21 protein-coding genes are annotated in these 22,290 nt (G+C 67.4%); 11 read left to right on the plus strand and 10 right to left on the minus strand.

Annotation, left to right across the window (positions count from 1 at the left end):
• Positions 1-157 precede the first annotated feature (157 nt).
• Positions 158-304, plus strand: a complete 147-nt coding sequence (locus tag Q0907_RS09485) for a hypothetical protein (RefSeq protein ID WP_299343893.1) — start codon at positions 158-160, stop codon at positions 302-304.
• Positions 305-492: 188 nt separating this feature from the next.
• On the opposite strand, the gene Q0907_RS09490 is transcribed toward Q0907_RS09485, so the two are convergent.
• From Q0907_RS09490 to Q0907_RS09500, 3 genes are read right to left on the minus strand one after another with little or no spacing between them, the layout of a single operon-like run.
• Positions 493-1,170, minus strand: a complete 678-nt coding sequence (locus Q0907_RS09490; RefSeq protein ID WP_299343896.1) for an ATP-binding protein — start codon at positions 1,168-1,170, stop codon at positions 493-495.
• A complete protein-coding gene (locus Q0907_RS09495; protein ID WP_296281399.1) occupies positions 1,170-1,514 on the minus strand; it encodes a hypothetical protein in 345 nt (114 codons plus the stop codon). Before Q0907_RS09495 ends, Q0907_RS09490 begins: the two co-directional genes overlap by 1 nt.
• 56 nt (positions 1,515-1,570) lie before the next feature.
• On the minus strand, positions 1,571-2,518 hold the full coding sequence (locus Q0907_RS09500) for a DegV family protein (protein ID WP_296281400.1): 948 nt from the start codon (positions 2,516-2,518) through the stop codon (positions 1,571-1,573).
• Positions 2,519-2,782: 264 nt separating this feature from the next.
• On the opposite strand from Q0907_RS09500, the gene Q0907_RS09505 reads away from it, so the two are divergent.
• A complete protein-coding gene (locus Q0907_RS09505; protein ID WP_299343900.1) occupies positions 2,783-4,459 on the plus strand; it encodes a diguanylate cyclase in 1,677 nt (558 codons plus the stop codon).
• 16 nt (positions 4,460-4,475) lie between these two features.
• Here Q0907_RS09505 and Q0907_RS09510 read toward each other — a convergent pair whose 3' ends face one another.
• Both Q0907_RS09510 and Q0907_RS09515 read right to left on the minus strand, forming a co-directional pair.
• Positions 4,476-5,735, minus strand: coding sequence for an amidohydrolase family protein (locus Q0907_RS09510; RefSeq protein WP_299343902.1), 1,260 nt, complete (start codon positions 5,733-5,735; stop codon positions 4,476-4,478).
• A 113-nt stretch (positions 5,736-5,848) separates the two neighbouring features.
• Positions 5,849-7,270, minus strand: a complete 1,422-nt coding sequence (locus Q0907_RS09515) for an amidohydrolase (RefSeq protein ID WP_299343905.1) — start codon at positions 7,268-7,270, stop codon at positions 5,849-5,851.
• A 113-nt stretch (positions 7,271-7,383) separates the two neighbouring features.
• Between Q0907_RS09515 and Q0907_RS09520 the strand changes: the two genes are divergently transcribed.
• From Q0907_RS09520 to Q0907_RS09540, 5 genes are all read left to right on the plus strand, one after another.
• A complete protein-coding gene (locus tag Q0907_RS09520) occupies positions 7,384-8,160 on the plus strand; it encodes an AMP nucleosidase (RefSeq protein ID WP_296281404.1) in 777 nt (258 codons plus the stop codon).
• Between the two features lie 9 nt (positions 8,161-8,169).
• A complete protein-coding gene (locus Q0907_RS09525; RefSeq protein WP_299343908.1) occupies positions 8,170-9,036 on the plus strand; it encodes a DUF2971 domain-containing protein in 867 nt (288 codons plus the stop codon).
• Positions 9,037-9,151: 115 nt separating this feature from the next.
• On the plus strand, positions 9,152-9,520 hold the full coding sequence (locus Q0907_RS09530) for a VOC family protein (protein WP_299343910.1): 369 nt from the start codon (positions 9,152-9,154) through the stop codon (positions 9,518-9,520).
• Positions 9,521-9,686: 166 nt separating this feature from the next.
• Positions 9,687-9,923, plus strand: a complete 237-nt coding sequence (locus Q0907_RS09535) for a hypothetical protein (RefSeq protein WP_299343912.1) — start codon at positions 9,687-9,689, stop codon at positions 9,921-9,923.
• A 36-nt stretch (positions 9,924-9,959) separates the two neighbouring features.
• The gene (locus Q0907_RS09540) at positions 9,960-10,499 is read left to right on the plus strand and encodes a DUF924 family protein (protein ID WP_299343915.1); all 540 of its coding nucleotides are present in this window, start codon (positions 9,960-9,962) and stop codon (positions 10,497-10,499) included.
• Positions 10,500-10,643: 144 nt separating this feature from the next.
• Here Q0907_RS09540 and grxD read toward each other — a convergent pair whose 3' ends face one another.
• Entirely contained in the window at positions 10,644-11,573 is a 930-nt protein-coding gene (grxD, locus tag Q0907_RS09545; protein WP_299343918.1) for a Grx4 family monothiol glutaredoxin, read from the minus strand.
• 64 nt (positions 11,574-11,637) lie between these two features.
• Between grxD and Q0907_RS09550 the strand changes: the two genes are divergently transcribed.
• Positions 11,638-12,450: a polysaccharide deacetylase family protein gene (locus Q0907_RS09550; RefSeq protein ID WP_299343920.1), complete on the plus strand. Its 813-nt coding sequence runs from the start codon at positions 11,638-11,640 to the stop codon at positions 12,448-12,450.
• A gap of 359 nt (positions 12,451-12,809) precedes the next feature.
• Here the strand turns inward: Q0907_RS09550 and Q0907_RS09555 are convergent, their stop codons facing one another.
• Both Q0907_RS09555 and Q0907_RS09560 read right to left on the minus strand, forming a co-directional pair.
• On the minus strand, positions 12,810-13,457 hold the full coding sequence (locus Q0907_RS09555) for an SGNH/GDSL hydrolase family protein (protein ID WP_299343923.1): 648 nt from the start codon (positions 13,455-13,457) through the stop codon (positions 12,810-12,812).
• 100 nt (positions 13,458-13,557) lie between these two features.
• Positions 13,558-14,838 (minus strand): pyridoxal phosphate-dependent aminotransferase, encoded by a 1,281-nt coding sequence (locus Q0907_RS09560; RefSeq protein WP_299343926.1) that lies wholly within the window; start codon positions 14,836-14,838, stop codon positions 13,558-13,560.
• 93 nt (positions 14,839-14,931) lie between these two features.
• Here Q0907_RS09560 and rsgA point away from each other — a divergent pair, with 93 nt between their 5' ends.
• Complete coding sequence (gene rsgA, locus Q0907_RS09565) at positions 14,932-16,065, plus strand: ribosome small subunit-dependent GTPase A (protein WP_299343928.1); 1,134 nt, start codon at positions 14,932-14,934, stop codon at positions 16,063-16,065.
• Between the two features lie 224 nt (positions 16,066-16,289).
• Here rsgA and gltS read toward each other — a convergent pair whose 3' ends face one another.
• Positions 16,290-17,492, minus strand: a complete 1,203-nt coding sequence (gltS, locus tag Q0907_RS09570; RefSeq protein WP_299343930.1) for a sodium/glutamate symporter — start codon at positions 17,490-17,492, stop codon at positions 16,290-16,292.
• 104 nt (positions 17,493-17,596) lie between these two features.
• On the opposite strand from gltS, the gene Q0907_RS09575 reads away from it, so the two are divergent.
• On the plus strand, positions 17,597-18,835 hold the full coding sequence (locus tag Q0907_RS09575) for a flavohemoglobin expression-modulating QEGLA motif protein (RefSeq protein WP_299343933.1): 1,239 nt from the start codon (positions 17,597-17,599) through the stop codon (positions 18,833-18,835).
• Positions 18,836-18,883: 48 nt separating this feature from the next.
• A complete protein-coding gene (locus tag Q0907_RS09580) occupies positions 18,884-19,525 on the plus strand; it encodes a response regulator transcription factor (protein ID WP_299343936.1) in 642 nt (213 codons plus the stop codon).
• A 2-nt stretch (positions 19,526-19,527) separates the two neighbouring features.
• Here Q0907_RS09580 and Q0907_RS09585 read toward each other — a convergent pair whose 3' ends face one another.
• Positions 19,528-22,173: a PAS-domain containing protein gene (locus Q0907_RS09585; protein ID WP_296280972.1), complete on the minus strand. Its 2,646-nt coding sequence runs from the start codon at positions 22,171-22,173 to the stop codon at positions 19,528-19,530.
• Between the last annotated feature and the right edge of the window lie 117 nt (positions 22,174-22,290).

Below are 22,290 nucleotides of genomic sequence, written 5' to 3' on the forward strand. Positions count from 1 at the left end.
CCGTCCCATCCTTGCCATATCGTTCGCTCCTATCAGTGCAACTGTTGATCATGTTGCATTGACGGGTTGAACTCACCCCTTCCTGTCGTGCGATCTGCATCGCGATGCGAACGACCCGACACTGTTCACCCTGTACGAGCGCTGGGCCGAGCCCGACGTGGCCACGTTCCTCGCGCGCCAGGACAGGCCCTACCGTCGCGACTACGAGGCCCGCTTGCCCGAGTTGCTGCAGGGTCCGCGGGAACCGCAGGTGCTGGTGCCGCTGGCTCGCTGGCCATCGACCGCCCGGAGTGAAAGCGCGTAGCCGGTGGGACAGGACATCGCATCGGCGCGGATGCGATGCGTGTAAGCCGCGGGGCGGAACCAGGCTCACCGTCCCATGGTCCCTCGGTCACCGTGATGGTGAAGACGTGCCCACGCCGTGACGGACCGTAGCGTGCGCCGTGCGCGAGAATGCCTGGGCATCATCGACCGGCATGCGCGTGGCGCACGCTACAGGTGGTAGTCGGTGAAGGCGAAGCGCCCGTCGCGCAGTTCGGTATCGCCCTGGGCCAGGAGGAGCGGCGCGTCGAACATCGGACCGGCCGAGACGCAGGTGTGGAATTCGCCGTTCTCCCCGCAGGGATCGGTGCCGGTCGGCAGCGCGTCAAGCAATGCACGGTCGAAGGCATGGCCGGCGAAGCGTGCATCCAGTTGCTGCGTGTCCACGCAGCACAGGTCGGCGCGCATACCGCCGTCGATCATCTGCCTCGCCAGCGCGCCGGTATCCGCCCCGAACAGCGGCGTCAGCACGTCCCAGCCGATCTTGCCCAGGCTCTGCACGCGGTACGCGCGGACGTCGTCCAGGAACAGGTCGCCGAACGCCATCGTGCGCAGGCCGGGCCAGCGTTGCGCAGCGTCCGCCAGCGCAGCGGCCATCGCGCGTGCGTAGTCTTCGTTCGTGCACCGTGCGGGAATCATCGCTTCGATCAGCGGCAGGCCGCTCGCCCGCGCCTGTGCGTGCAGGACGGTGCGACGGATCCCTTGCATGGAGACGCGCTGGTCATGGTCCGTCAGCGTGGTCAGCAGCCCGACGACGTCCACGTCATCGCGCTGGCGCAGGACGTGCAGGGTCCAGGCTGCATCCTTGCCGCCACTCCAGGCGAGCAGTATCGGGAGGCGTTCGGCCATCAGGCCGCGGATACGTCGCGCAACTCCCAGGCGCTTCCCGCCAGCAGGCGCAGGCGGTGCTTCAGCACCTGTCCGGGAATGGACGACGTGGCGACCAGCAGGATGCTCAGGTCGTCCTGCTGGCCACGGACGGTCGCGCCGTCGTCGACCACGCCCAGGCCGGGATCGACTTCATCGGGTTCTTCCTGGCGCGCGCGCCAGCGCTCGAACAGGCTGCTGGTACGCAGCGCGTGCTGCAGTTGCGCGGCGAATTCGTCCGCACCGTGCGCATCGAAACTGAAAGCCGGATCGCCGCCGCGTGCGCGGCCGGGATCGGGCAGGCTGATGTAGTAACGAACGGCCATGGCACCCCCGGTAGAAACCTGGGGCATAGCGTTATCCACGGCGCGTTAGCCGGCCGTTACGCGACCTTGAACGGCGCCGGCGGCGCGGCGAAGGCGGCGACGACGGCGCCCTTGCCCACGTTGACCATGCCGGTGAGGCTCATGACGCTTTCGAACACCTCGACCTTGTTGTTCTCGCAGATGTCGCGCAGGCGCTGGTAGCCCGGCAGCGCGCGCAGTTCGGACAGCTCGCCGCCGTAGCTCAGGCATACGGTGGGCGTCATCAGGCCGGCCATGACGCGGTTGCCGGTGAACTTGAACATCTGTTCGACCGCATTCTCGAAGCCCTTGATCTTGGCGACCGGCTCGGTGTTGCCGGCATGGCCGTACAGCACCGGCTTGATGTCCAGCGCGCTGCCCAGCGCCGCGCTGAGCAGGCCCACGCTGCGGTCGCCCTTGGTGCGCGCGCGGTTGCGCAGGTAGTACAGGTCGCGCGGGATCATGTAACCGTGCGTGTGGTTGGCCAGTTCCTCCAGGCGCACGCGGATCTGCTGCACGCTGGCGCCGGCGTCGCGCATGCGCACGGCTTCGACGGCGGTGATGCCCTGGGCGGCGAACAGGTTCTGGGTGTCGATCACGCGCAGCGCGAACGGCGAATTGTGGCCCGCGGCCTGCCGCACCGGCTTGTAGTCGTTGAGGATGGCGAAACTGGCCTGCATCGCGTTCTCGTGGATCGGCGACCGTGTCTTGGTGATCGTCATGCAGAAGACGTGGTCGTAGTCGATCACCAGCCGGCCCAGGAACAGGTCGCGGATCTGGTTGACGGTGAACGGCGTGGTCTCCGCTTCGTGGCCGCGCTCGGCCACGTGCGCGTGCAGGAAGCTCAGCGTGGCCTGCTCGTCGCGATGGTCGGCGAGCACGGCTTCGCCGATGCGCACCGTGATCGGCAGGATCACGATGTTGTGTTGTTCCAGATACTCCAGCGGCAGGTCGCACGCTGAATCGACGACTATCCCAATGCGCATTAGCCCCTCCCGGCATCGTCGCATTTGTACTTATCTCCGGAAAACTAGCGGAGAACGGCGGGCAAGTCGCCGGATAAACGCATGAAGTGTGCGGTGCGTCACCCTTTTTTGTGAGGTGAGGGGCGCGGGAAAACGGGTGCCGCGTCAGGTTCATGGCGAGGCCCTCGACGCACAAAGAGTGTGAGCAAAGTCACATAAACACGCGAGATGGGCTTGTCCCGGGTCAGGCCCCGCCCGACACTCGGCACGTAGGGAAGGGGCAACATGACTCAGCAGGGGTGGTTACTGCTGCTGCTCGCCCTGCTGCCGGTGGGCGCGCACGGGGAGAACATCGCGCGCATCGATCGCCTCCAGCCATCCACGCTGGAGCAGCAGGCCGGACAGCGCGCCGGATTGTTTTCGGAACGTCGCTTCGACAGCGGCGATGCGTCCGTGCGCGTGATCGGCAACGGACACTGGCGCGTGTATCCGCGCGACGGCATCGCCGAGCCGCTGCTGGTGATCTACCACCCCTACAACGCGCGCGTGACGGTGCGCGCACCGGGCGACGCGACGCCCCGCACGCAGGACCTCTTCCAGCCCGGGCTCGATCCGGAGTACAGCCGGCGCGCGCTGGTGTTCCCGCTGGCGCGTGAAGGCCCGGTCGAGGTGACGGTGGAAGGCGCGCGTTATCCGATGCAGGTGGCGGTCGAGGCCCGCTCCGACTACGCCGCCGCCGATCTCTGGCACGTGCGCCTGCTGCTGCCGGCGGTCGGCATGACCCTGGGCGTCGCGCTGGCGGTGCTGCTGTTCTGGCTGGTGCTGCGCGAGCGCGTCTACCTGCTCTATGCCGGCGCCATGCTGCTGCAATTGCTGTACGTGTTGTGTTCGTATGGCGAAGCCTATGCCTGGCCGGGCCTGTCGCTGCTGCGCCATTTCGGTGCGCAGGGCATCTGGACCATCGGTACGCTCGCTACCATCCTGATGGTGTACCTGTGGCAGGACTACGCCAACCTGCGGCGCGCGGCACCGCGGCTGGCCTGGCTGATGCGGCTGGTCGGCGTGTACGGCTGCACGCTGACGTTGGTGCTGCTCGCCTCGCCGTGGCCGGCCGACGACCGCTGGTTCCCGAACGTGGCCAATGCCCTGTTCCTGCTGACCAACCTGGTCACGCTCGCCACGCTGCTGGTGGCATGGTGGCGGGGCGAGCGCCATGCGAGCATCGTGCTGCTGTCTTGGTTGCCGTTGCTCGCGTTCACCATGGTGCGGGCCCTGCGCTTCAGCGCCGGCGAGCGCGCGGGGCCGTGGCTGGAATACGGCATTCCCTGGTGGCTGGCATTCACCGCGGTGGCGCTGGGCCTGGGCCTGGCGCACCGCATGCTGACCGTCCGCCGTGAGCGCGACAGCGCCAAGGCGCACGCCGAGCGCGACGGCCTGACCGGCGTGCTCAACCGGGGCGCCATCGAGCACCGTCTCGACTGGGCGCTGATCGCGCGGCAGCGCGAACAGATCCCCGTATCGCTGCTCTTCATCGACCTGGACCATTTCAAGCAGGTCAACGACCGCCACGGCCATGCGCTGGGCGACGCGTGCCTGCGTGCCGTGGCGCGTGCGGTCAGCGAACAGTTCCAGTACGGCGACCAGCTCGGTCGACTCGGCGGCGAGGAGTTCGTGCTGGTGCTGTCGGGCGCAGGCCTGCAGGCCGCGACGCGCATCGGCGAACAGGTCGCGACGCGCATCCGCCACGACTGCGCCACGGTGGAAGGCGTCGACGTCGCGCTGACGGCGAGCCTGGGCGTCGCGCAGGCCCGCGATGGCGATACCGTGGCATCGCTTATCGCCCGTGCCGATCACGCCATGTATGTCGCGAAGCGGGCCGGCGGCGACCAGGTGATGGACGAACGCGCCGTGGGCCTGCCCGCACACGGCACGCGGGCACCCGAAGGCGCCCGCGTGGAGTGATCTCGCCCGCGGCGCGCTACTTCGCGTAGGCGCGCGGCAGCGGACCCGGTTGCTGCAGGTAACGGTCGCGCAGGTCGGTCTGGCGCGACCGCATCGGCATCGCGCGTCCGCCCAGCCATACCTGGGTCGCCGTGCTCGACACATCCAGCGGATCGCCGCTCCACAGCACCAGGTCCGCCAGCCTGCCGGGTGCGATGCTGCCCAGGCGGTCGCCCACCCCGAAGCTTTCCGCCGGTACGCGCGTCAGGCCCGCCAGGCCCTCTTCCCACGGCAGGCCATTGGCCACCGCGTTGCCGGCGAGCTGGCGGTTCTTGCGCGCGTTATGGGATTCGCCCACCTGGGAGAACCCCACCTCGACGCCCGCTGCCCACAGTCGCGCTGCATTCTCCAGCGATGCACCGATCTGGTCGAAGTCCGCCGGCAGGTCGGCCAGTGCATCCACGAATACCGGCACCTTCGCCTGCGCCAGCGGCTGCGCCAGCTTCCACGCTTCGGCACCGCCCGCGATGGCCAGGCGCACGTTCTCGCGCTGCGCCCAACGCAACAGCTGGCGGATATCCGCCGCGCGGTTCACCTGCACCACGATGCGGCCGTTGCCGGCGAGGTAACGCGCCAGCGTCGCGCGGCCGGCGGGCGTGAGCAGCGCGTGCGGCGAATCCACCGGCACGCGGCCGCGCGCCTCGGCCACCATCTGGTCGAGCAGCATCCACTGCGCCGCGCGCGACTTGCCGCTCAGGTCGGCGGCGCCGCCTCCGCCCAGCCGGATGAACAATGCTCGCGGGCCGACCGGGTCCGCGCTGCCATCCAGCCGCATCACGCCGCCCTGGCCTGCGATGAACGAGCCACCGGTCGATGCGCCCAGCAGGGTGAAGCCGATGCCTTCCACGCGCGCCACCGGAATCACCACCGATGCCGAGTTGTACGCCAGCGTGACGTCGAACTCGGGACGCATCGGCTGGTCTTCCAGCGTCACCGCCGAATCCGCAGTCGCCGATTCTCCCGACACTTCCTCCACACCGATCTCGGTGATGCCGCCGAACAACGCCGGCGTCAGCGGCCGGCCATTCGCCTCCACCACCGTCGCGGCGGCCGGCGTCGCCAGCCCGCTGCCGACTGCCTGTACCACGCCGTTGCGGACCAGCACGTCCGCGTTCTTCAGCGTGCCCTGCGCACCGGCGGTATGCACGGTGGCGTTGCGGATGAGGACATCCTGGGCGAGAGCTGCGACGGACGTGGACGCCAGCGCTATCGCGACGACAAGCGATTTCACCGTCATCCCGGCGAAGGCCGGGACCCAGTGTCTCTTTCTGCAAGTGTCGCGGAGCCCATCGAACGTCGCTGGGTCCCAGCCTGCGCCGGGATGACGGGAGGAGAGATCGTGGATGCGCTTCATGGCAGCACCTCCTGGCCCAGCATGAAGTCGGACACCGGTTGCCGGCTGCGGTCGTTGCGGTCGTAGATGCGGGCGCCGTCGATGTAGACCTGCTCGGCTTTCGCGTACACGCTGAAGGGATTCTGGTTCCACACCACCACGTCGGCCATCTTGCCGGTCTCCAGCGTGCCGGTGCGCTCGGCGATGCCCAGCGACTTCGCCGCGTTGCTGGTGACCCAGCGGATCGCACGCTCTGGCGCGATATCGCCCATGCCGGCACGGCGCGCGTTCGCCATCACCTTCGCCGCCTCCTGGTTGAGGCGCTGGATGCCTTCGTCCGAATCCGAATGCACGATCGCGCAACCGTTCGCCGGGCGATCGACGAGTGCGATGTTCTCCTGGATGCCGTCGAAGGCCTCCATCTTGAAGCCCCACCAGTCGGCCCACAGCGCGCCGCAGACGTTCTCCTGCGCCAGCCGGTCGGCGATCTTGTACGCCTCCACGCCATGATGGAAGGCGGCGACCTTGAAGCCGAATTCCTTCGCCAAGTCGAGCATCGTGGTCATCTCATCGGCGCGGTAGCAGTGGATGTGCACCAGGATCTCGCCGTTGATCGCGCCGGCCAGCGTGTCCAGCTTCAGGTCGCGCTTGCCGCCGGCGTCGCCACCGCTGTCGGTGCCGTCGCCGCCGCTGGCGCGCTCCCACCAGCGTTTCTTCTTGGGCTGCTGCGGCTTGGGCGCATTCTTCTTCAGGTACTCGCTGGCATCGATGAACGCGGCGCGATAGCCGGCCACGTTGCCCATGCGCGTGGACGGGCCGGCCTTGCCGCCGTAGACGCGCTTGGGGTTCTCGCCGCAGGCCATCTTCAGGCCCCACGGGGCACCCGGGAATTTCATGCCCTGGTAGCTGGTGGACGGCACGTTCTTCAGCGTCACCCCGCGGCCCCCGACCAGGTTGGCCGAGCCGGGCAGGATCTGCAGCGAGGTGATGCCGCCGGCCAGGGCGGTGTGGAACCCCGGGTCCTGTGCCCAGATCGAATGCTCGGCCCACACGTTCGCGGTCACCGGCGCGGTCGCCTCGTTGCCGTCGCTGTGCGCCTTCACCCCCGGACTGGGGTACACGCCCAGGTGCGAGTGCACATCGATCAGTCCCGGGGTCACCCACTTGCCGGTCGCGTCAACGCGCGTGGCGCCTTCGGGCACGGAGAGGCCGCGGCCCACCGCCGCCACCTTGCCGTCGGCCAGCAGCACGTCGGCGCCGTCCAGGCGCTCGCCGGTGCCGGTCAGCACGGTGGCGTTGGCCAACAGCACCGGCCCGGACGCGAGGGCACGGTAGGTGCTGGGGTAAGGGTCCTGCGTGAAGCGGGACGCGGGCGTGGCGGCGTGCGCGCCGGCGCCCAGCGCAGCCAGGACCAGCCCGGCCAACAAGGTCATTCGCATCGTGTATCCCCCGGATGAGACCCGAAACCTAACCGGCCGCGCCGCGCCTTGCCAAGTGCGTGTGTCGGAGTCGTGCCAGAATCGCGCCACAACAACAAGAAAAAGAGGTTTCCATGAAGGACAAGAGCGAGATCGTCGACAACTGGTTGCCGCGCTACACCGGCGTGCCGCTGGACCAGTTCGGCGAGCATGTGCTGCTGACCAATTTCGGCGGCTACCTCAACGTGTTCTCGCAGTTGACCGGTGCGCCCATCGTCGGCCTGGACCGTCCGATGGCCAGCGCCACCGCCGACGGCATCACCATGATCAACTTCGGCATGGGCAGCCCCAACGCCGCGACGATGATGGACCTGTTGTCGGCCATCATGCCCAAGGCGGTGCTGTTCCTCGGCAAGTGCGGCGGCCTGAAGCGCAAGAACCAGCTGGGCGACCTGGTGCTGCCCATCGCGGCCATCCGCGGCGAAGGCACCAGCAACGACTACCTGCTGCCGGAAGTGCCGGCGCTACCCGCGTTCGCCCTGCAGCGCGCAGTGTCGACGATGATCCGCGACCTGGGCCACGACTACTGGACCGGCACCGTCTACACCACCAACCGCCGTGTGTGGGAACACGACACGGCGTTCAAGGAGCGCCTGCGCGCGATGCGCTGCATGGCCATCGACATGGAGACCGCCACCGTCTTCGCCGCCGGCTTCGCCAACCGCATTCCCGTGGGCGCATTGCTGCTCGTCAGCGACCAGCCGATGATCCCGGAAGGCGTGAAGACCGAGGCAAGCGACGCCAAGGTCAGCTCGTCGTTCGTGGAGAACCACATCACCGTGGGGATCGAGGCGCTGAAGCTGATCCGGCGGAATGGGAAGTCGGTTCGGCATCTGCGGTTTGATGAGTGAGTTAGTTCGATGAGAGAGATTGAAGATCTGCTTGGTCCCGCGCTTGATTGCGATCTTCACCACTACACCGGTATCGCAGGTCTTCATGGGATAGCTACTTCGCGATCTATTTGGGCTAGCAGTGCGTACTACTTGAATGACTCTTCAGAGATCATGGAGGCTGTTCGTTTCACTTCGCATGTCGCTTGCCAGATGGCTCAAAGTGCGGATGAAGGGGCTGCCGTTGTTCTTGATCATCTTCAGGAATGGTTGAAGACTCTTCAGCGACCTCAGGGCATTTATGTTCTTTCTTTATCTTCTAAGGAGAATGACCTCAGTCAATGGCGTGCCTACACGCCATATACGAAGGGTGTTTGTCTTTCATTCTCTAGCGATCAGATTTTGAGTCTTGCGAGAAGCAATGGATGCAAAGTTGTGAAGTGCATCTACAGTGAGAAAGAAAAAACGAGATTGGCGAAGCTGATCGTAGAAAAGACGCTGCAGACTTGGCGTAGCACTTGTGAGGATGACATCCCAAAAGCTCATCCTTCTCAAAAGTACCACCCTCTGTTTGAGTCAATGAAGTCGAACTATCTAGCACTGTTTGTGCTGTTCAAGGATCAAAGGTTCTCTTCTGAGGGCGAGTGGAGAATCGTTTCTCCATATATTGCGTCGTATGTTGAAGAAAGGGTCGACTACAGAGTTGGTGCGTCAATCATGATTCCATTCATCAAGATCGGTCTGCCAAGCGATGGTCCACTATTTGATAGGGTGTGGATTGGTCCAACTGAGCACAACAACTTATCGATGCACGCCATATCCGCATTCCTAAGTAAGTACCGCCTGGTTAGAAGTGGGTGTATTAGCAGCGGAATTCCTTACAGAGAATGGCGATAGCCGGGAGTTTGGCTTGGGAATCTCTCTTGGAATCGTTCGGAGTGGGTGGGGATGATCAGAGAAAGTCATAGGACGTCGCGGACCTCTCCTTTGTTCTTTTCACAGGACAGATCGCATGAACCTTGAAACGATCGAGATGAAGGCCTTCGTTCCCGCACGGAATCTGGCCGAGTCCATCGCCTTCTACCAGGCGCTGGGTTTCGAGGTGACCATGGAGTCGGACGACCTGGCCTTCGTCCGCCATGGCAAGACCGCCTTCCTGCTATCGCAGTTCTACCTGCGCGAGCACGCGGAGAATTTCGTCATGCACCTGCTGGTCGAGAACGCGGACGACTGGCACCGGAATATCGAGGCGTCAGGTGTCGTCGAACGGTTCTCCGTCCGTCTGAGCTCACCGGATGACCGGCCATGGGGCCTCAGGGACTTCACCCTGATCGATCCGACCGGTGTGCTGTGGCGCATCGGGCATGTCATTTCCGGATGAGGTTCGACACTTGATACGAACACGAGGCAGCGCATGAACAAATCCAACGGCGTCATTGCTCCCGAGACCGCCTGGACCTATCGGCGTCGAGGGTAATCGGATGGGTAGGCCTCTTGATCGACTGGTCGGTATGAGGTTTCTTGCAGTTCATCGAAGCGCCGACATCTTGAGCCTGAATTTCACCGACTGCACGATCGCGGTCTACTCGGACCATGCGGCCTCTCGAGCGCTCACCAGCCTGATTGGGTTGTCCGTAGAATCCATCGAATGCTCCGACGACGTGAGACTGGATATCCGTTTCGGGAGTGGTGATGTGTTCTCTGTTTCGTTGCTTCCCGAGCACTATGTCGGGCCAGAGGCTTTCAGCGCTGAATTTTCCGATGGTACGTACGTCGTGGTGTAGCATCGGTCAGCGACGCGACCAAAGCTGGAAAGGGCCATGAACGAATCCAACGACATCATCACCTTCTGGAAGAACGCCGGCCGCGAAAAGTGGTTCGCCAACGACGACGCCTTCGATGCCGAGTTCGACCAGCGCTTTCGCGGATTGCACTTCCGCGCGGCGCGACGCGAGTTGGAAGGCTGGATGGGTGATGCCGAGGGCGCGCTGGCGTTGATCCTGTTGCTGGACCAGTTTCCGCGCAACCGCTTCCGCGAGAGCGCGCACTCCTACGCGACCGATGGTTTGGCGCGGCACTACGCCGATCGCGCCATCGAGGCCGGTTTTGATGCGCAGGTCGATCCGGCGCTGAAGATCTTCTTCTACATGCCCTACGAGCATTCCGAGGCGCTGGAGGACCAGCAACGTTCGCTGGATCTGTTCCATGCGGTCGGCAATGAGGAGTACATGAAGTACGCCCAGCTGCATTACGACCTCATCGCACGTTTCGGGCGCTTCCCGCATCGCAATGAGGCGATGGGGCGCTCCTCCACGCAGGAAGAGCGCGACTACCTGGCCAGTGGCGGCTTCCACGGTTAGCGGGCTGGACATGCATCTGTGGGAGCGACGTCAGTCGCGATGGGAAAGCACAGGTATTCGGTCGCGACTGACGTCGCTCCCACGGCTTTCGAAACAGAAAAGGCGGGCCGAGGCCCGCCTTTTCATGATTGCCGCGAGCGCGGATCAGTACTTGCTGATCGTGCCGTCCACATCGTCGGCCCAGGCGTTGATGCCGCCGGTGATGTTGTAGACGTTCGAGAAGCCGAGCGCGCGGAACTCTTCCGCCGCCTGCTGGCTGCGGCCGCCGCTGCGGCACAGGAAGGCGAGGGCCGTGTCCTTCGGCAGCGCTTCCAGCTCGGCACGGCCGTTGTCGTCGAAGGTCTTGGACGGCAGCTTCACCGAGGCGATGGCGCGTTCATCGGCCGGACGCACGTCGACCAGCAGTACTTCGCTGGCGCGGACCTTCGCATCGGCATCCATCGGCGACAGCGCCTGCACCGGCTTCGGCGCGTTCGGGTTGTCGATGGCCAGGCCCTTGCCGCGGATGTCGTCCACCCAGTCGATGGTGATGCCGTCGGCGCGGCGCGCGCTGGCAAGGTCGAACTGCACGCGCACGCCGTTGGATTCGCTGGCGATGGCATTGGCGTCGAATTGGGCCAGCTGGAAATTCGGCTGGAACTGCGCGTTGATCGACAGCGCCAGCGCGGCGCCCGGGCCGGCGTCGGCCACGGCGTTCTGCAGCATCTCGGCGGCGGCCGGGGTGATGGTGATCGCCGGCGGCGTACGGTCCGGGGCCTGCAGGCCGAGCAGCGAGGCCAGTTCGCCGGAGTTGGTCATCTGCTCGATGATGTCGCTGCCGCCGACCAGTTCGCCGTCGATGTAGAGCTGCGGGATGGTCGGCCAGTCGCCGTAGGCCTTGATGCCTTCGCGGATCTCCTGGTCGGCCAGCACGTTGACGTGGGCGTAGTCCACGCCCAGCGCCGACAGCGCGCCCACCGCCTTGGCCGAGAAGCCGCACTGCGGCATGGTCGGCTGGCCCTTCATGAAGAGGACCACGCGGTTGGACTGCAGGAGGGATTCGATGCGCGAGCGCAGGGCGGGGTCGAGGGACATGTCGGATACCGGAAGGCAGGAGGACGTGGAAGCGGGGATTTTACGCCCCGTGGCATCATGGGGCATGAGCACGACAGGAACACTGCATCGTCCGCCGCGCCGTCCCGGACTGATATTGGGCCTGCTGGCGCTGTCGCAAGTGGGCGTGGCCTGGCTGTGGTGGCGCGACGGCTGGACGATCGGCCTGCCTGCGATGATGGCCACCCATCTGTCGGTGGTGTGGTCCACGCTGTACCCGCGTGCCACGCTCTTCTGTCCCGCGCTGTCACGCCTGCCCACCGCCGAGCGCGTGGTCTGGCTGACCATAGACGACGGTCCCTCCGCCGACACCCCTGCCATGCTCGACCTGCTGGACCGTCACCGCGCGCAGGCGACCTTCTTCCTCGTCGGCGAGCGCGCCGCGGCGCACCCTGCAGTGGTCCAGGCCATCCGCGATCGCGGGCACGGCATCGGCAACCACAGTGCCACGCATCCGGATACGCGCTTCTGGCGGCTGGGGCCGGGCGCGCTGGAAGACGAGATCGGCCGCAACCAGTCCATCCTGACCGCGATCACCGGCCACACGCCGCGCTGGTACCGCAGCGTGGTGGGCATGACCAACCCCTTCGTCGGCCTGCCGCTGAAGCGGCATGGCCTGGCGCGTGTGGCATGGAGTGCACGCGGCTTCGATGGTGTGAACTGCCGACCCGACCAGGTGCTGGCGCGGATCACCCGCGACATCCATCCGGGCGCCATCGTGCTGCTGCACGAAGGCGCGGCGCACGGCCACAACGTGGCCATCCTGGCGCAGCTGCTGGCATGGTTGGATGCGCAGGGCTATCGCACCGTGTTGCCGGAACCGAATCCGGTACCCATGACGGACATCGCGGCCGCGTAGCGTGCGCGCTACGCACGACCCGCGATGACGGGTTCACGCGCGGCGGTCATGGCACGGTGGAAGTCTATGCGTTAGCGATGGATCCCCGCGCCGTGCGCATGGCGCACGCTGCGTGGGCGATCGCGCAGCCTGCGGTCCCTAGACCCTTCTCCCTCCGGGAGAAGGTGGCGCGCAGCGCCGGATGAGGGTCTGCGTGCCGCCGACCCATCACCACTCCGCCAACCCTCACCCCAACCCCTCTCCCGGTGGGAGAGGGGGCTCAAACGCGACGCGAATGTAGCGTGCGCCGCGCGCACGAAGCAGGGATCTTTCAGAGCTACGCGTGGAGCAATCACCACGCGTCGTGCGCATGGCGCACGCTACACGAGCGAATGATGTGCGATCGGAAACGCGAGCCGCGTCCATTCGGTATACATCGCGGCGGAGGGATGCAGGCCGTCATCGGCGAGCATCGCCGGCTCCGCGCCGCGTGCACGGCTGATGGGTGTGATGTCGACGAAGGCGACGCCGCGCTGCGCGCAGACCTCGCGCGCGGCGAGGTTGTAGGCATCCAGTTCGCGCGCGATCTGCGCGACATCGCGGCCGGATTGCGTGGCGAACGGGGTGACGCCCCAGTCGGGGATGGACAGTACCAGCACCCGTTCCGGACGATTGCGGGCGAAGCCGATCGCGCGCCACAGTAGGGCGGCGAATTGGGTGCGGTATTCCTCCATGCCGCGGCCCCGGTACTGGTTGTTCACTCCGATCAGCAGGCTGACCAAGTCGTGTTCGCCGAGCGGCTCGGCGGCGGTGATCGCGGCATCGAGCTCGTCGGTGGTCCAGCCCGTGGTGGCGATGATGCGCGGGTCGCCGACCAGCACGCCTTCCTGCCGCAGCAGGCGCGCCAGCTGCATCGGCCAGCGGCCTGCCTCATCCACGGCTTCGCCGATCGTGTAGGAATCGCCGAGCGCGAGGTAACGCAGCTCGGTGGTGAGGGCGGTGGTGTGGGGAGTGGCGATGGTCGTCATGGAACCTGCCTGTGGGAGCGATGTGAGTCGCGATGGACGACGAGTAGATTCGTTCGCGACTCACGTCGCTCCCACAACAGCCTCACAACGGCACTGGGGCTTACGCCGCCGCCGGCCGCGACTTGCCCTTGATCGGCACCACTTTGGTGGCGGCCTCGGCGCGGCGCGACAGGGCGCGGTCGATGCGGGCGAAGACTTCGCGCATCGTGGCCGCTTCCGGCAGCAGGGTGACGCGGAAGTGGTGGCGGTAGGGCACGTTGAAGCTGGAGCCCGGCACGACCAGTACGCCTTCGGTTTCCATCAGTTCCAGCGCGAACGCATGGTCGTCGAAACCCTTGGCGGCATCGCCGACCACCGCCGGGAACGCGTACAGCGCACCGGCCGGGTTCACCAGCTCCAGGTGCGGGCTGGCGTCGCAGGCATCGATGACCGCGCGACGGGTTTCGTACAGGCGGCCGCCGGGCGCGCATAGCGCACTGATGGTGTCGGGACCGTTGACCGCAGCGTCGATGGCGTACTGGCCGGGCACGTTCGCGCACAGGCGCAGCGCGCTGAGCAGGTCCATCGCATGCAGGAAGTCGCGCACCACGTCGCGGTGGCCGGAGACCACGCCCCAGCCCACGCGCCAGCCGCAGGCGCGGTGCACCTTGCTCAGGCCGCTGAAGGTGATGCACGGCACGTCGCCCGCCATCGGTGCGACCGGCATGAAGGTCGCGCCGTCGTACAGCACCTGGTCGTAGATCTCGTCGACCATCAGCAGCAGGCGGTGTTTCGCGGCGATCGCCACGATGCGCTCCAGCAGTTCGCGCGAGTAGGTGGCGCCGGTGGGATTGTTCGGATTGATCAGCACGATGGCGCGGGTGCGCGAGCTGATCAGTTGTTCGATCTCGTTCGGATCGGGCTGGAAGTCGTTCTCCGGATCGCAGCGGTAATACACCGGGCGTCCATCGTTGAGGATGGTGGCGGCCGACCACAGCGGATAGTCGGGCGAAGGCACCAGCACTTCGTCGCCGGGATTCAGCAGCGCGCGCAGCGACAGGTCGATCAGTTCCGACACGCCGTTGCCGACGAACACGCGGTCCGGGTGCGCGTCCGGCGTGCCGCGCTTGGCGTAGGCCGCGGCGATCGCCTCGCGCGCCGAGGGCAGGCCCTGCTGGTGCGTGTAGGGGTCGGTGCGACCCATGTCGTCGGCGATCGCGCGCTGCAGGTGCTCGGGCGCACGAAAACCGAAGGCGCCCGGGTTGCCGATGTTGAGCTTGATCAGCTTCTGCCCCTGGGCCTCGAGCTCGCGGGCTCGCCGTGCCAGTTCGCCCCGGATTTCGTAGCGGACTTCGGACAGGCGTTCGCGCGTGGCGAGCGGTTTGACGGGCGGGGTGGACATGGCGGCGACCGCAGCGGGGCTGGACGTGGAAGGAGAGCCAGCTTAACGGATATTTAGCCCGACGGACCCCGCAGGCGCCACCCCGCGTCTAGAATGCGCGCCATGCCCGAAACCCCCGTCCCGCCTGTGTCCGACGTCACCCTTCTGCGGTCCATTGGCTGGCCGTATGCAGGGGAACCGGAGGACGCCGCATGGCACGAGGCGATGCAGGCGCATCCGCAGGCCACCCCGGCGCGGGTCATCGAGCAGCACCGCTCCGGCTACGTGGTCGCCATGGCGCCTGGCGACGGCGTGAAGGCCGAGTCGCTGCCGGAGTGGCAGCGCCCGCGGTTTCCCGCCCACCAGCGCCCCGCTGTTGGCGACTGGGTGTTGCTGGAAGACGCCACGTCGAAGCGGCCGCGCATCGTCGCGCTGCTGCCGCGGCATACCGGCATCAAGCGCGGCGCGGCCGGCGAACACTACCACCAGCAGGTGATCGCGGCGAACATCGATACGGTGTTCATCGTCTGCGGCCTGGATGCCGACTTCAATCCACGCCGCATCGAGCGCTACCTGCTGCTGGTCGGCGGCGGCGGTGCGCAGCCTGTCGTCGTACTGACCAAGGCCGACCGCACCGAGTACGCCGATGACGCGGTCGAGGTGCTGGCCGATCTCACCGCGCAGGGCGTGCCGGTGTTCACCGTCAACGCCAAGGATCCGGACAGCGTGGGGCAGCTGGCGCCGTGGCTGGCGCCGGGCCACACGGTGGTGCTGGTCGGCTCGTCCGGCGCGGGCAAGTCCACGATCACCAATACCCTGATCGGCGACGAGCGCATGAAGACCGGCGAAGTGCGCGAAAGCGATTCGCGTGGCCGCCACACCACCACTTACCGCGCGCTGATTCCGCTGCCGGCAGGCGCCTGCCTGATCGACACGCCCGGCATGCGCGAGCTCAAGCCCACCGGCGAGGAAGACCTGGCCGACGGCGGCTTCGCCGACATCGAGGCGCTGGCCGCGCAGTGCAGGTTCCGCGACTGTTCGCACGACCGCGAGCCGGGCTGCGCGGTGCGCGCGGCGATCGAGCGCGAAGAGCTGGACGAGGGCCGCTTCCTCAACTACCTCAAGCTGCGCGACGAAGTCGCCGCCGCGGCCGACAAGCTCGCTTCGCGGCTGGCCGACAAGGCCAACGCCAAGGTGCAGAACAAGGCGCTGAACAAGCGGCTCAGCGACAAGTACGGCAAGCGTTAGGTTTTCGCGTGACGCGAGCGGAACGTTCGATGTGGTGACGCGCCCTTGTCGTCATCCCGGCGGCATTCAACAGCCGAATGGCTGGTCAAGCCGGGACCCAGCGCCTTGCTGCGAATCTACCGTCATCCAAACACCAGAGTCACTGGATCCCGGCCTGCGCCGGGATGACGGCGGATGGATCTCGACGGTCGATCACCTTTAGATCGATCAGCTTCAGGAATCGATCAACTCCAGAGGTTTATGAACCCGGTGATGATCAGCGCATTGGTGAAGTCGATGAAGAACGCACCCACCAGCGGCGCCACCAGGAACGCGCGCGGCGCCATGCCGTAGCGTTCGACCAGCGTGCGCATCACCGCCATCGCATTGGCCGTGGTGCCGAGCATGAAACCGATGAAGCCGCCGCCCATCACGGCCGCGTCGTAGTCGCGGCCCATCACCCGGAACACCACGCCGCAGAACAGCGCGACCAGTGCCACCTGCAGGCCGAGGTTCACCAGCAGCGGCGCCGCCAGGCCGGCCAGCTCCCACAGCTTGAGGTTCATCAGCGCCACCGCAAGGAACAGCGCCAGGCAGACGTTGCCGATCAGGTCGGTCGTCGCCACCGGCAATCCGATCCAGCCGGTTCGATCGTCGATGTAGCGGATCAACGCACCGACCATCATCGCGCCGACGTAGGCGGGCAGCGTGAGCCCGGCGGCGGACAGGGCGGCGCTGACGCCGGCACCGGCCCACATGGCCACCAGGATCACCACGATGCTCTTCAGCGCCGCGGATTCGCGCGTGGCGAAGTCCGGCGTATCGCGCGCACCGGTGGGTTCGGCCGCGGATTCGTCGGGTTTGCCCAGGCGCACGCCGCCGTAGAGTTTGTGGCGCCGGATCAGTACCGTGGCCACCGGTCCGCCCAGCAAGCCGCCGCAGACGATTCCCGCCATCGCCGAGGCGACCGCGATCGATTCGGCGCCGGTGACACCGGCCTGTTCGAACAGCGGGGCGAACGCCAGACCGGTCGCCGGTCCGCCGGTCAACGTGGTGGAACCCGCCAGCACGCCGAACAGCGGATGCAGGCCGAAGCCCATCGCCACCGCCATGCCCAGCAGGTTCTGCACGATGGCGAAGCCACTGGCCAGCAACAGGAAGATCACCACCTGGCGGCCGCTGAGTTTCAGCAGCGCCACGCTGGCATTGACGCCAATGGTGGTGAAGAACGCGATCATCAGCGGCGCCTGCAGGCTGGTGTCCAGCGTGAACAGGGTGACCTCGTGGCTGCGGGCGGCCAGTACCACCAGCGCTACCGCCAGGCCGCCGATCACCGGCGCAGGCAGGTTGTACTTCGAGAACAGCGGGACGACGCGGCAGAGTGCGTAGCCGAGGAAGAGCGCCAGGCCAGCGAAGGCCAGCGTCTGTACTGCATCGAGTTCCAGCATGCTGCCCCCGCAACCGATGGAAGAAGGTCGAGCATAGTCCAGCCACGGGCGCTTGTGCCGGCCGCGGTGTGCGCTGGGCTAAAGTGTGAGCCAGGGAGGGATGCATGCACGCCGATATCGCCCATCACGCCGCGCTGGACGCACGCCTGGTCAGGGCCGTGCGGGGCATCAAGCTGCTCAGCCTGGCCAGCTGGCCCGCGGACGTGCAGGCGCCGTTCCTCGACAGCGTCGCGCGGGGGCAGCCACGGCGGCCGGTGATCGACTATCCCCGTCTCGACTTCGGCGATGCGCGCCGCGAACTGGCCGCGATCGCGGTGGCCGCCGACGCAGCGCATCCGCTCGGTCGCTACCTGCGCGACTCCGTGCACAGCTGGGACATCGCCGCGCAGTTGCTGGAAGCCTTGGGCACGCCGGCGGTGACCACGCACTCGATCGCACTGTTCGGCACGCCGGAAGCCTGCCTGCCCGGCGACGGACCGACCACGCGCGATGCGGCGGGCCATTTCATCGCCATCGCCAACGAGCTCGACCACGAGCTGCTGTCACCGGAGGAGCAGATCCCGGTCTCGGCCACGGCCCTGCAGTTGCAGCTGCAGGCCGACCTGGACGATTTCTTCGACGGCCGCGTCATCACCGTGGAGCTGGACCGCAACCTGATCGCGAAGGCTGCCGCGGGCGCCACCCGCATCCGCCTGCGCCACGGAGCCGCCTTCAGCGACTACGACCGCCGCCAGCTGCTGCAGCACGAAGCGCTGGTGCATTCGCTCACCGCCCTGAACGGCCGCGAGCAGGCCGTGTTGCCCAGCCTGGCCCTGGCATCGCCGCGCGTCACCGCCACGCAGGAAGGACTGGCGACCTTCGCCGAGCAGATCACCGGCAGCATCGACATCGAACGCATGAAGCGGATCAGCCTGCGCATCGAGGCGGTCGCGATGGCACTGGCGGGCGCGGACTTCGTCGAGGTATTCCGCTACTTCACCGATGCGGGGCAGAACCCCGCGGAAAGCTTTTCGTCCGCACAGCGCGTGTTCCGGGGCGTGCCGACCTCCGGCGGCGCGGCCTTCACCAAGGACACCGTCTACTTGCGTGGCCTGATCGGCCTGCACACGTTCTTCCGCCGCTCGCTGCAGCAGGACCGGCTGCGGGTCTGCCGCCGCCTGTTCGCCGGCAAGATGACGCTGGAGGACGTGACGCTGTTCGAGCCGATGTTCGATGACGGCGTGCTGGCGCCGCCGCGCTGGCTGCCGAGCTGGGTCAGCCGTGCCAACGGCCTGGCGGGCATGCTGGCGTTTTCGCTGTTCGCCAACCGGATCCGCCTGGACAAGCTGTCGACGGACGCCTAGCCGGAAAGTGGTACGCGCGGCCCGCGATGCCGGTGGCACACTGGCGGCATGAGCACGACGATCCTGGTCGCCGACGACCATCCGCTGTTCCGCGCGGCGGTGATCCACGCACTGCGCGAGGCGCTGCCCGGCGCCACCGTGGTCGAAGCCGCGAGTGCCACGGGCCTGGGACAGGCGCTGGACGCGCACCCCGAGGCGGACCTGGTGCTGCTGGACCTGACGATGCCCGGCGCGCACGGGTTCTCCGCCCTGTTGCATGTCCGTGGCGAACATCCGGAGGTGCCGGTGGTCGTCATCTCGTCGAACGAACACCCGCGGGTGATCCGTCGTGCGCAGCAGTTCGGTGCGGCCGGTTTCATTCCCAAGTCGTCGCCGGCCGACACGATCGGCTCGGCAGTCGCGGCGGTGCTCGATGGCGGGGCATGGTTCCCGCCGCTCACCGTCGAGCGGTCCGAGCAGGACGCCGCACTCGCGGCCCGCCTGGCGCAGCTGACGCCGCAGCAGTTCCGCGTGCTGCTGTGCCTGGCGGACGGTCTGCTCAACAAGCAGATCGCGCACGAACTCGGCCTGGCCGAGAACACCGTGAAAGTGCACGTCACCGCGATCCTGAAGAAGCTGGAATGCCACAGCCGCACACAGGCGGCGGTGCTGGTGAAGTCGCTGGAACCGGAGGGTCCGCCGATCGCCTGAGTTCAGCGCGCGCGGCGCACGTGCAACTGGGTCATCAGTGCGCGCAGCGCCGCCGGCTTCACGGGCTTGGCGAGGAAGCCCCAGCCACGTTGCAGCGCCAGCGAGCGCCAGGCGTCGTCGTGCTCGGCGGTGACCAGGATCACCGGCGGCGCGGCGCGCCAGCGTTCGCACAGGCGCGCGTACACCGTCGGCCCGTCCGTGTCGCCCAGTCGCACGTCGAGCAGCAGCAGGTCCGGTACGGCATGCGGTGCCGCGGCGGCCAGCGCGTCGTCGGGCCCTGCCGCCAGGCCGACGTCGCATTCCCAGCGATCCAGCAGCGCGCGCGTGGCTTCGCAGACGCGGGGATCGTCGTCGATGCACCAGACCAGGCGACCGCGCAGTGGCGAGGCATCGTCGCTGTCGGCCGCGACCGGGGGTGGGTCGACGGTCACGGCATCGTCGACGCCGCGTGGCAGCGCCACCCAGAACACGCTGCCGCGCCCCAACTGCGAGCGCAGGCCGATGCGGTGCCCCAGCAGGCGGCCGATGCGTTCGACGATGGCCAGGCCGAGCCCGGCGCCACGGTCGTTGGCGACGCCGTCGTTGAGCCGGCGGAACTCTTCGAAGATCTCGGCCTGGAGACTCTCGGGAATGCCCGGGCCCTGGTCGTGCACCTCGATGCGCACCAGCTCGCCGGCGCGGCGCACGCCAAGCAGCACGCGGCCGCGTGGCGTGTAGCGGATCGCGTTCGACAGGAAGTTCTGCAGGATGCGGCGCAGCAGGGCTTCGTCGCTGCGGACCACGGCGCGCGTGGCGACGCCGTCCAGCGCCAGCCCGCGGCCTTCGGCGACCATGCCGAATTCCCGCAGCAGCGTCTCCAGCAGGGGCGCCAGCGCGAAGTCGCGGACGCGGGTAGGCAGCGCACCGGATTCCAGGCGCGCGATGTCGAGCAGGCTGTTGAGGATCGCGTCCTGCGCGGCAAGCGCATTGTCGACATGGTCGGCGATGCGCCGCGCCTCGTCGTCGTGCAGGCGGCCGCGCAGGGCGGAGACGAACATGCGCGCGGCGTTCAACGGCTGCAGCAGGTCGTGCACCGCCGAGGCGACGAAGCGCGTCTTGTAGCGGTTGGCGTTCTCGGCGGCGCGAGTGGCGTCGGCGAGGGCGCGCGTGCGTTCTTCGACGCGGTGCTCCAGCGCATCCGCCAGCGAGCGCAACTCACGCGCGGCGTTCTTGTAGCTGGTGATGTCGGCGTAGCTGGTGACGAAGCCGCCGTCGGGCAACGGATTGCCGCGGATCTCCAGCACCACGCCGTCGTCCTTCTCGCTCTCGCGCATGTGCGGCTTGCCGCTGCGCAGGTGGTCCAGGCGGCGCTGGATCGCCTCTTCGATGGGCCCCGGTCCCAACAGGCCGCGGCGGGCGTTGTGGCGGAACACGTCCTCGATCGGGCGGCCGACGTGGATCAGGTCCGGCGGGAAGCGGAACAGGTCCATGTAGCGCGAGTTCCAGGCCACCAGCCGCAGGTCGGCGTCGATGATGACCACGCCCTGCGGCAGGTGCTCCAGGCTGCGGCTCAGGCCGGCATCGGCGGAACGTGCCGCTTCGACGATGCCATCCTGCGCCGTGCGCAGTTCCTGCGCGTGCTGCTGCAGCACGACCTCCAGTTCCTGCCGGCTGCGGCGCTGCAGCAGCGCGGTGCGGCGGCGCTGCTGCACGAACAGGGCCAGGAACGCCAGCGCCAGCCAGCCGCCACCGGCGGCAACGGCGGCGGCGCGTCCTGCCGCAGCGATGGCCGAGGCGTCGTGCAGCAGGTGCAGCTGCCAGCCTTCCTCGGGCAGGGCCTTCGATTGCCACAGCACGGCGCCCGTCCATGGCGGGTCGCGCATCTGCACGCGACGCGCGCCGTCCCCGGCCGCTGACAGGTCCTGCCAGCGAAGCGGCGTGAGCCTCTGCCGCGCGTATTGCCGCGTCGCGGCCAGCTCGCGCCGGTCGGCCTCGCTCAGGGGCCGAAGCGTGCGGTAGCGCCAGTCGTCCTGGCTGGCGAGGAAGACCACGCCGTGCGCGTCGCTGACGAGCACCACGTCGGGCGTCTGCAGCCACTCCTGTTCCAGCGCATCCAGGTCGATCTTGATGACGACCAGGCCGATGGTTCCGCCGTCGCCGTCCACGATCGCCTGCGACAGGAAATAGCCGGGCTCGCCCGTGGTCAGACCGATGCCGTAGAACTGGCCCTGGCCGTCGCGCAGCGCCTGCTTCACGTAGGGACGGAAGCTGTAGTCCTCGCCGACATTGCTGGTCGGTTCGCGCCAGTTGCTCGCCGCCAGCGCGATGCCGCGGCGGTCGATCAGCGTGAGCGTCGATGAGCGGGTGACACTGTTGGCGTCTTCCAGGCGCTGGTTGAGCGCATTGCGGCGCGCGTCGTCCACCGGCGACACCAGCGCGTCGCGCAGATCGGGGTCCTGGGCCAGCATCTGCGGCAGCGTGCGGTAGCGGTCGATGCGTTGCTGCAACGCTTGCGCGTGCAGGTCGAGCTGGCGTTCCAGCTGCGCCGTCTCGGCCCGCTGCGCGCGCGCGCCGGCCCCGTGGTAAGCCAGCGCCATGACCAGGGCGGCACCGCCCAGGATCGCCAGCACGACGAGCAGGATCCGGTGAAGGCGGCGGGTGCGCAACATGGCCGCAGTCTACGGGCGTGGCGCCGGCTGCGGACAGGCGCGGGAGCGGGCTAGTACCAATAGGTTATCGGTGCGGCGGCGGGTCAGGGGTACAACATGCCGGCCCCGGTTCCGTGG

This window comes from uncultured Pseudoxanthomonas sp. (assembly GCF_947498795.1).
GTDB lineage: Bacteria > Pseudomonadota > Gammaproteobacteria > Xanthomonadales > Xanthomonadaceae > Pseudoxanthomonas_A.

Coding starts and splice junctions, on each gene's coding strand:
- Q0907_RS09490 (WP_299343896.1), bottom strand. CDS start 1,170: ATGGCCGAACGCCTCCCGATACTGCTCGCCTGGAGTGGCGGCAAGGAT.
- Q0907_RS09495 (WP_296281399.1), bottom strand. CDS start 1,514: ATGGCCGTTCGTTACTACATCAGCCTGCCCGATCCCGGCCGCGCACGC.
- Q0907_RS09500 (WP_296281400.1), bottom strand. CDS start 2,518: ATGCGCATTGGGATAGTCGTCGATTCAGCGTGCGACCTGCCGCTGGAG.
- Q0907_RS09505 (WP_299343900.1), top strand. CDS start 2,783: ATGACTCAGCAGGGGTGGTTACTGCTGCTGCTCGCCCTGCTGCCGGTG.
- Q0907_RS09510 (WP_299343902.1), bottom strand. CDS start 5,735: ATGACGGTGAAATCGCTTGTCGTCGCGATAGCGCTGGCGTCCACGTCC.
- Q0907_RS09515 (WP_299343905.1), bottom strand. CDS start 7,270: ATGCGAATGACCTTGTTGGCCGGGCTGGTCCTGGCTGCGCTGGGCGCC.
- Q0907_RS09520 (WP_296281404.1), top strand. CDS start 7,384: ATGAAGGACAAGAGCGAGATCGTCGACAACTGGTTGCCGCGCTACACC.
- Q0907_RS09525 (WP_299343908.1), top strand. CDS start 8,170: ATGAGAGAGATTGAAGATCTGCTTGGTCCCGCGCTTGATTGCGATCTT.
- Q0907_RS09530 (WP_299343910.1), top strand. CDS start 9,152: ATGAACCTTGAAACGATCGAGATGAAGGCCTTCGTTCCCGCACGGAAT.
- Q0907_RS09540 (WP_299343915.1), top strand. CDS start 9,960: ATGAACGAATCCAACGACATCATCACCTTCTGGAAGAACGCCGGCCGC.
- grxD (WP_299343918.1), bottom strand. CDS start 11,573: ATGTCCCTCGACCCCGCCCTGCGCTCGCGCATCGAATCCCTCCTGCAG.
- Q0907_RS09550 (WP_299343920.1), top strand. CDS start 11,638: ATGAGCACGACAGGAACACTGCATCGTCCGCCGCGCCGTCCCGGACTG.
- Q0907_RS09555 (WP_299343923.1), bottom strand. CDS start 13,457: ATGACGACCATCGCCACTCCCCACACCACCGCCCTCACCACCGAGCTG.
- Q0907_RS09560 (WP_299343926.1), bottom strand. CDS start 14,838: ATGTCCACCCCGCCCGTCAAACCGCTCGCCACGCGCGAACGCCTGTCC.
- rsgA (WP_299343928.1), top strand. CDS start 14,932: ATGCGCGCCATGCCCGAAACCCCCGTCCCGCCTGTGTCCGACGTCACC.
- gltS (WP_299343930.1), bottom strand. CDS start 17,492: ATGCTGGAACTCGATGCAGTACAGACGCTGGCCTTCGCTGGCCTGGCG.
- Q0907_RS09575 (WP_299343933.1), top strand. CDS start 17,597: ATGCACGCCGATATCGCCCATCACGCCGCGCTGGACGCACGCCTGGTC.
- Q0907_RS09580 (WP_299343936.1), top strand. CDS start 18,884: ATGAGCACGACGATCCTGGTCGCCGACGACCATCCGCTGTTCCGCGCG.
- Q0907_RS09585 (WP_296280972.1), bottom strand. CDS start 22,173: ATGTTGCGCACCCGCCGCCTTCACCGGATCCTGCTCGTCGTGCTGGCG.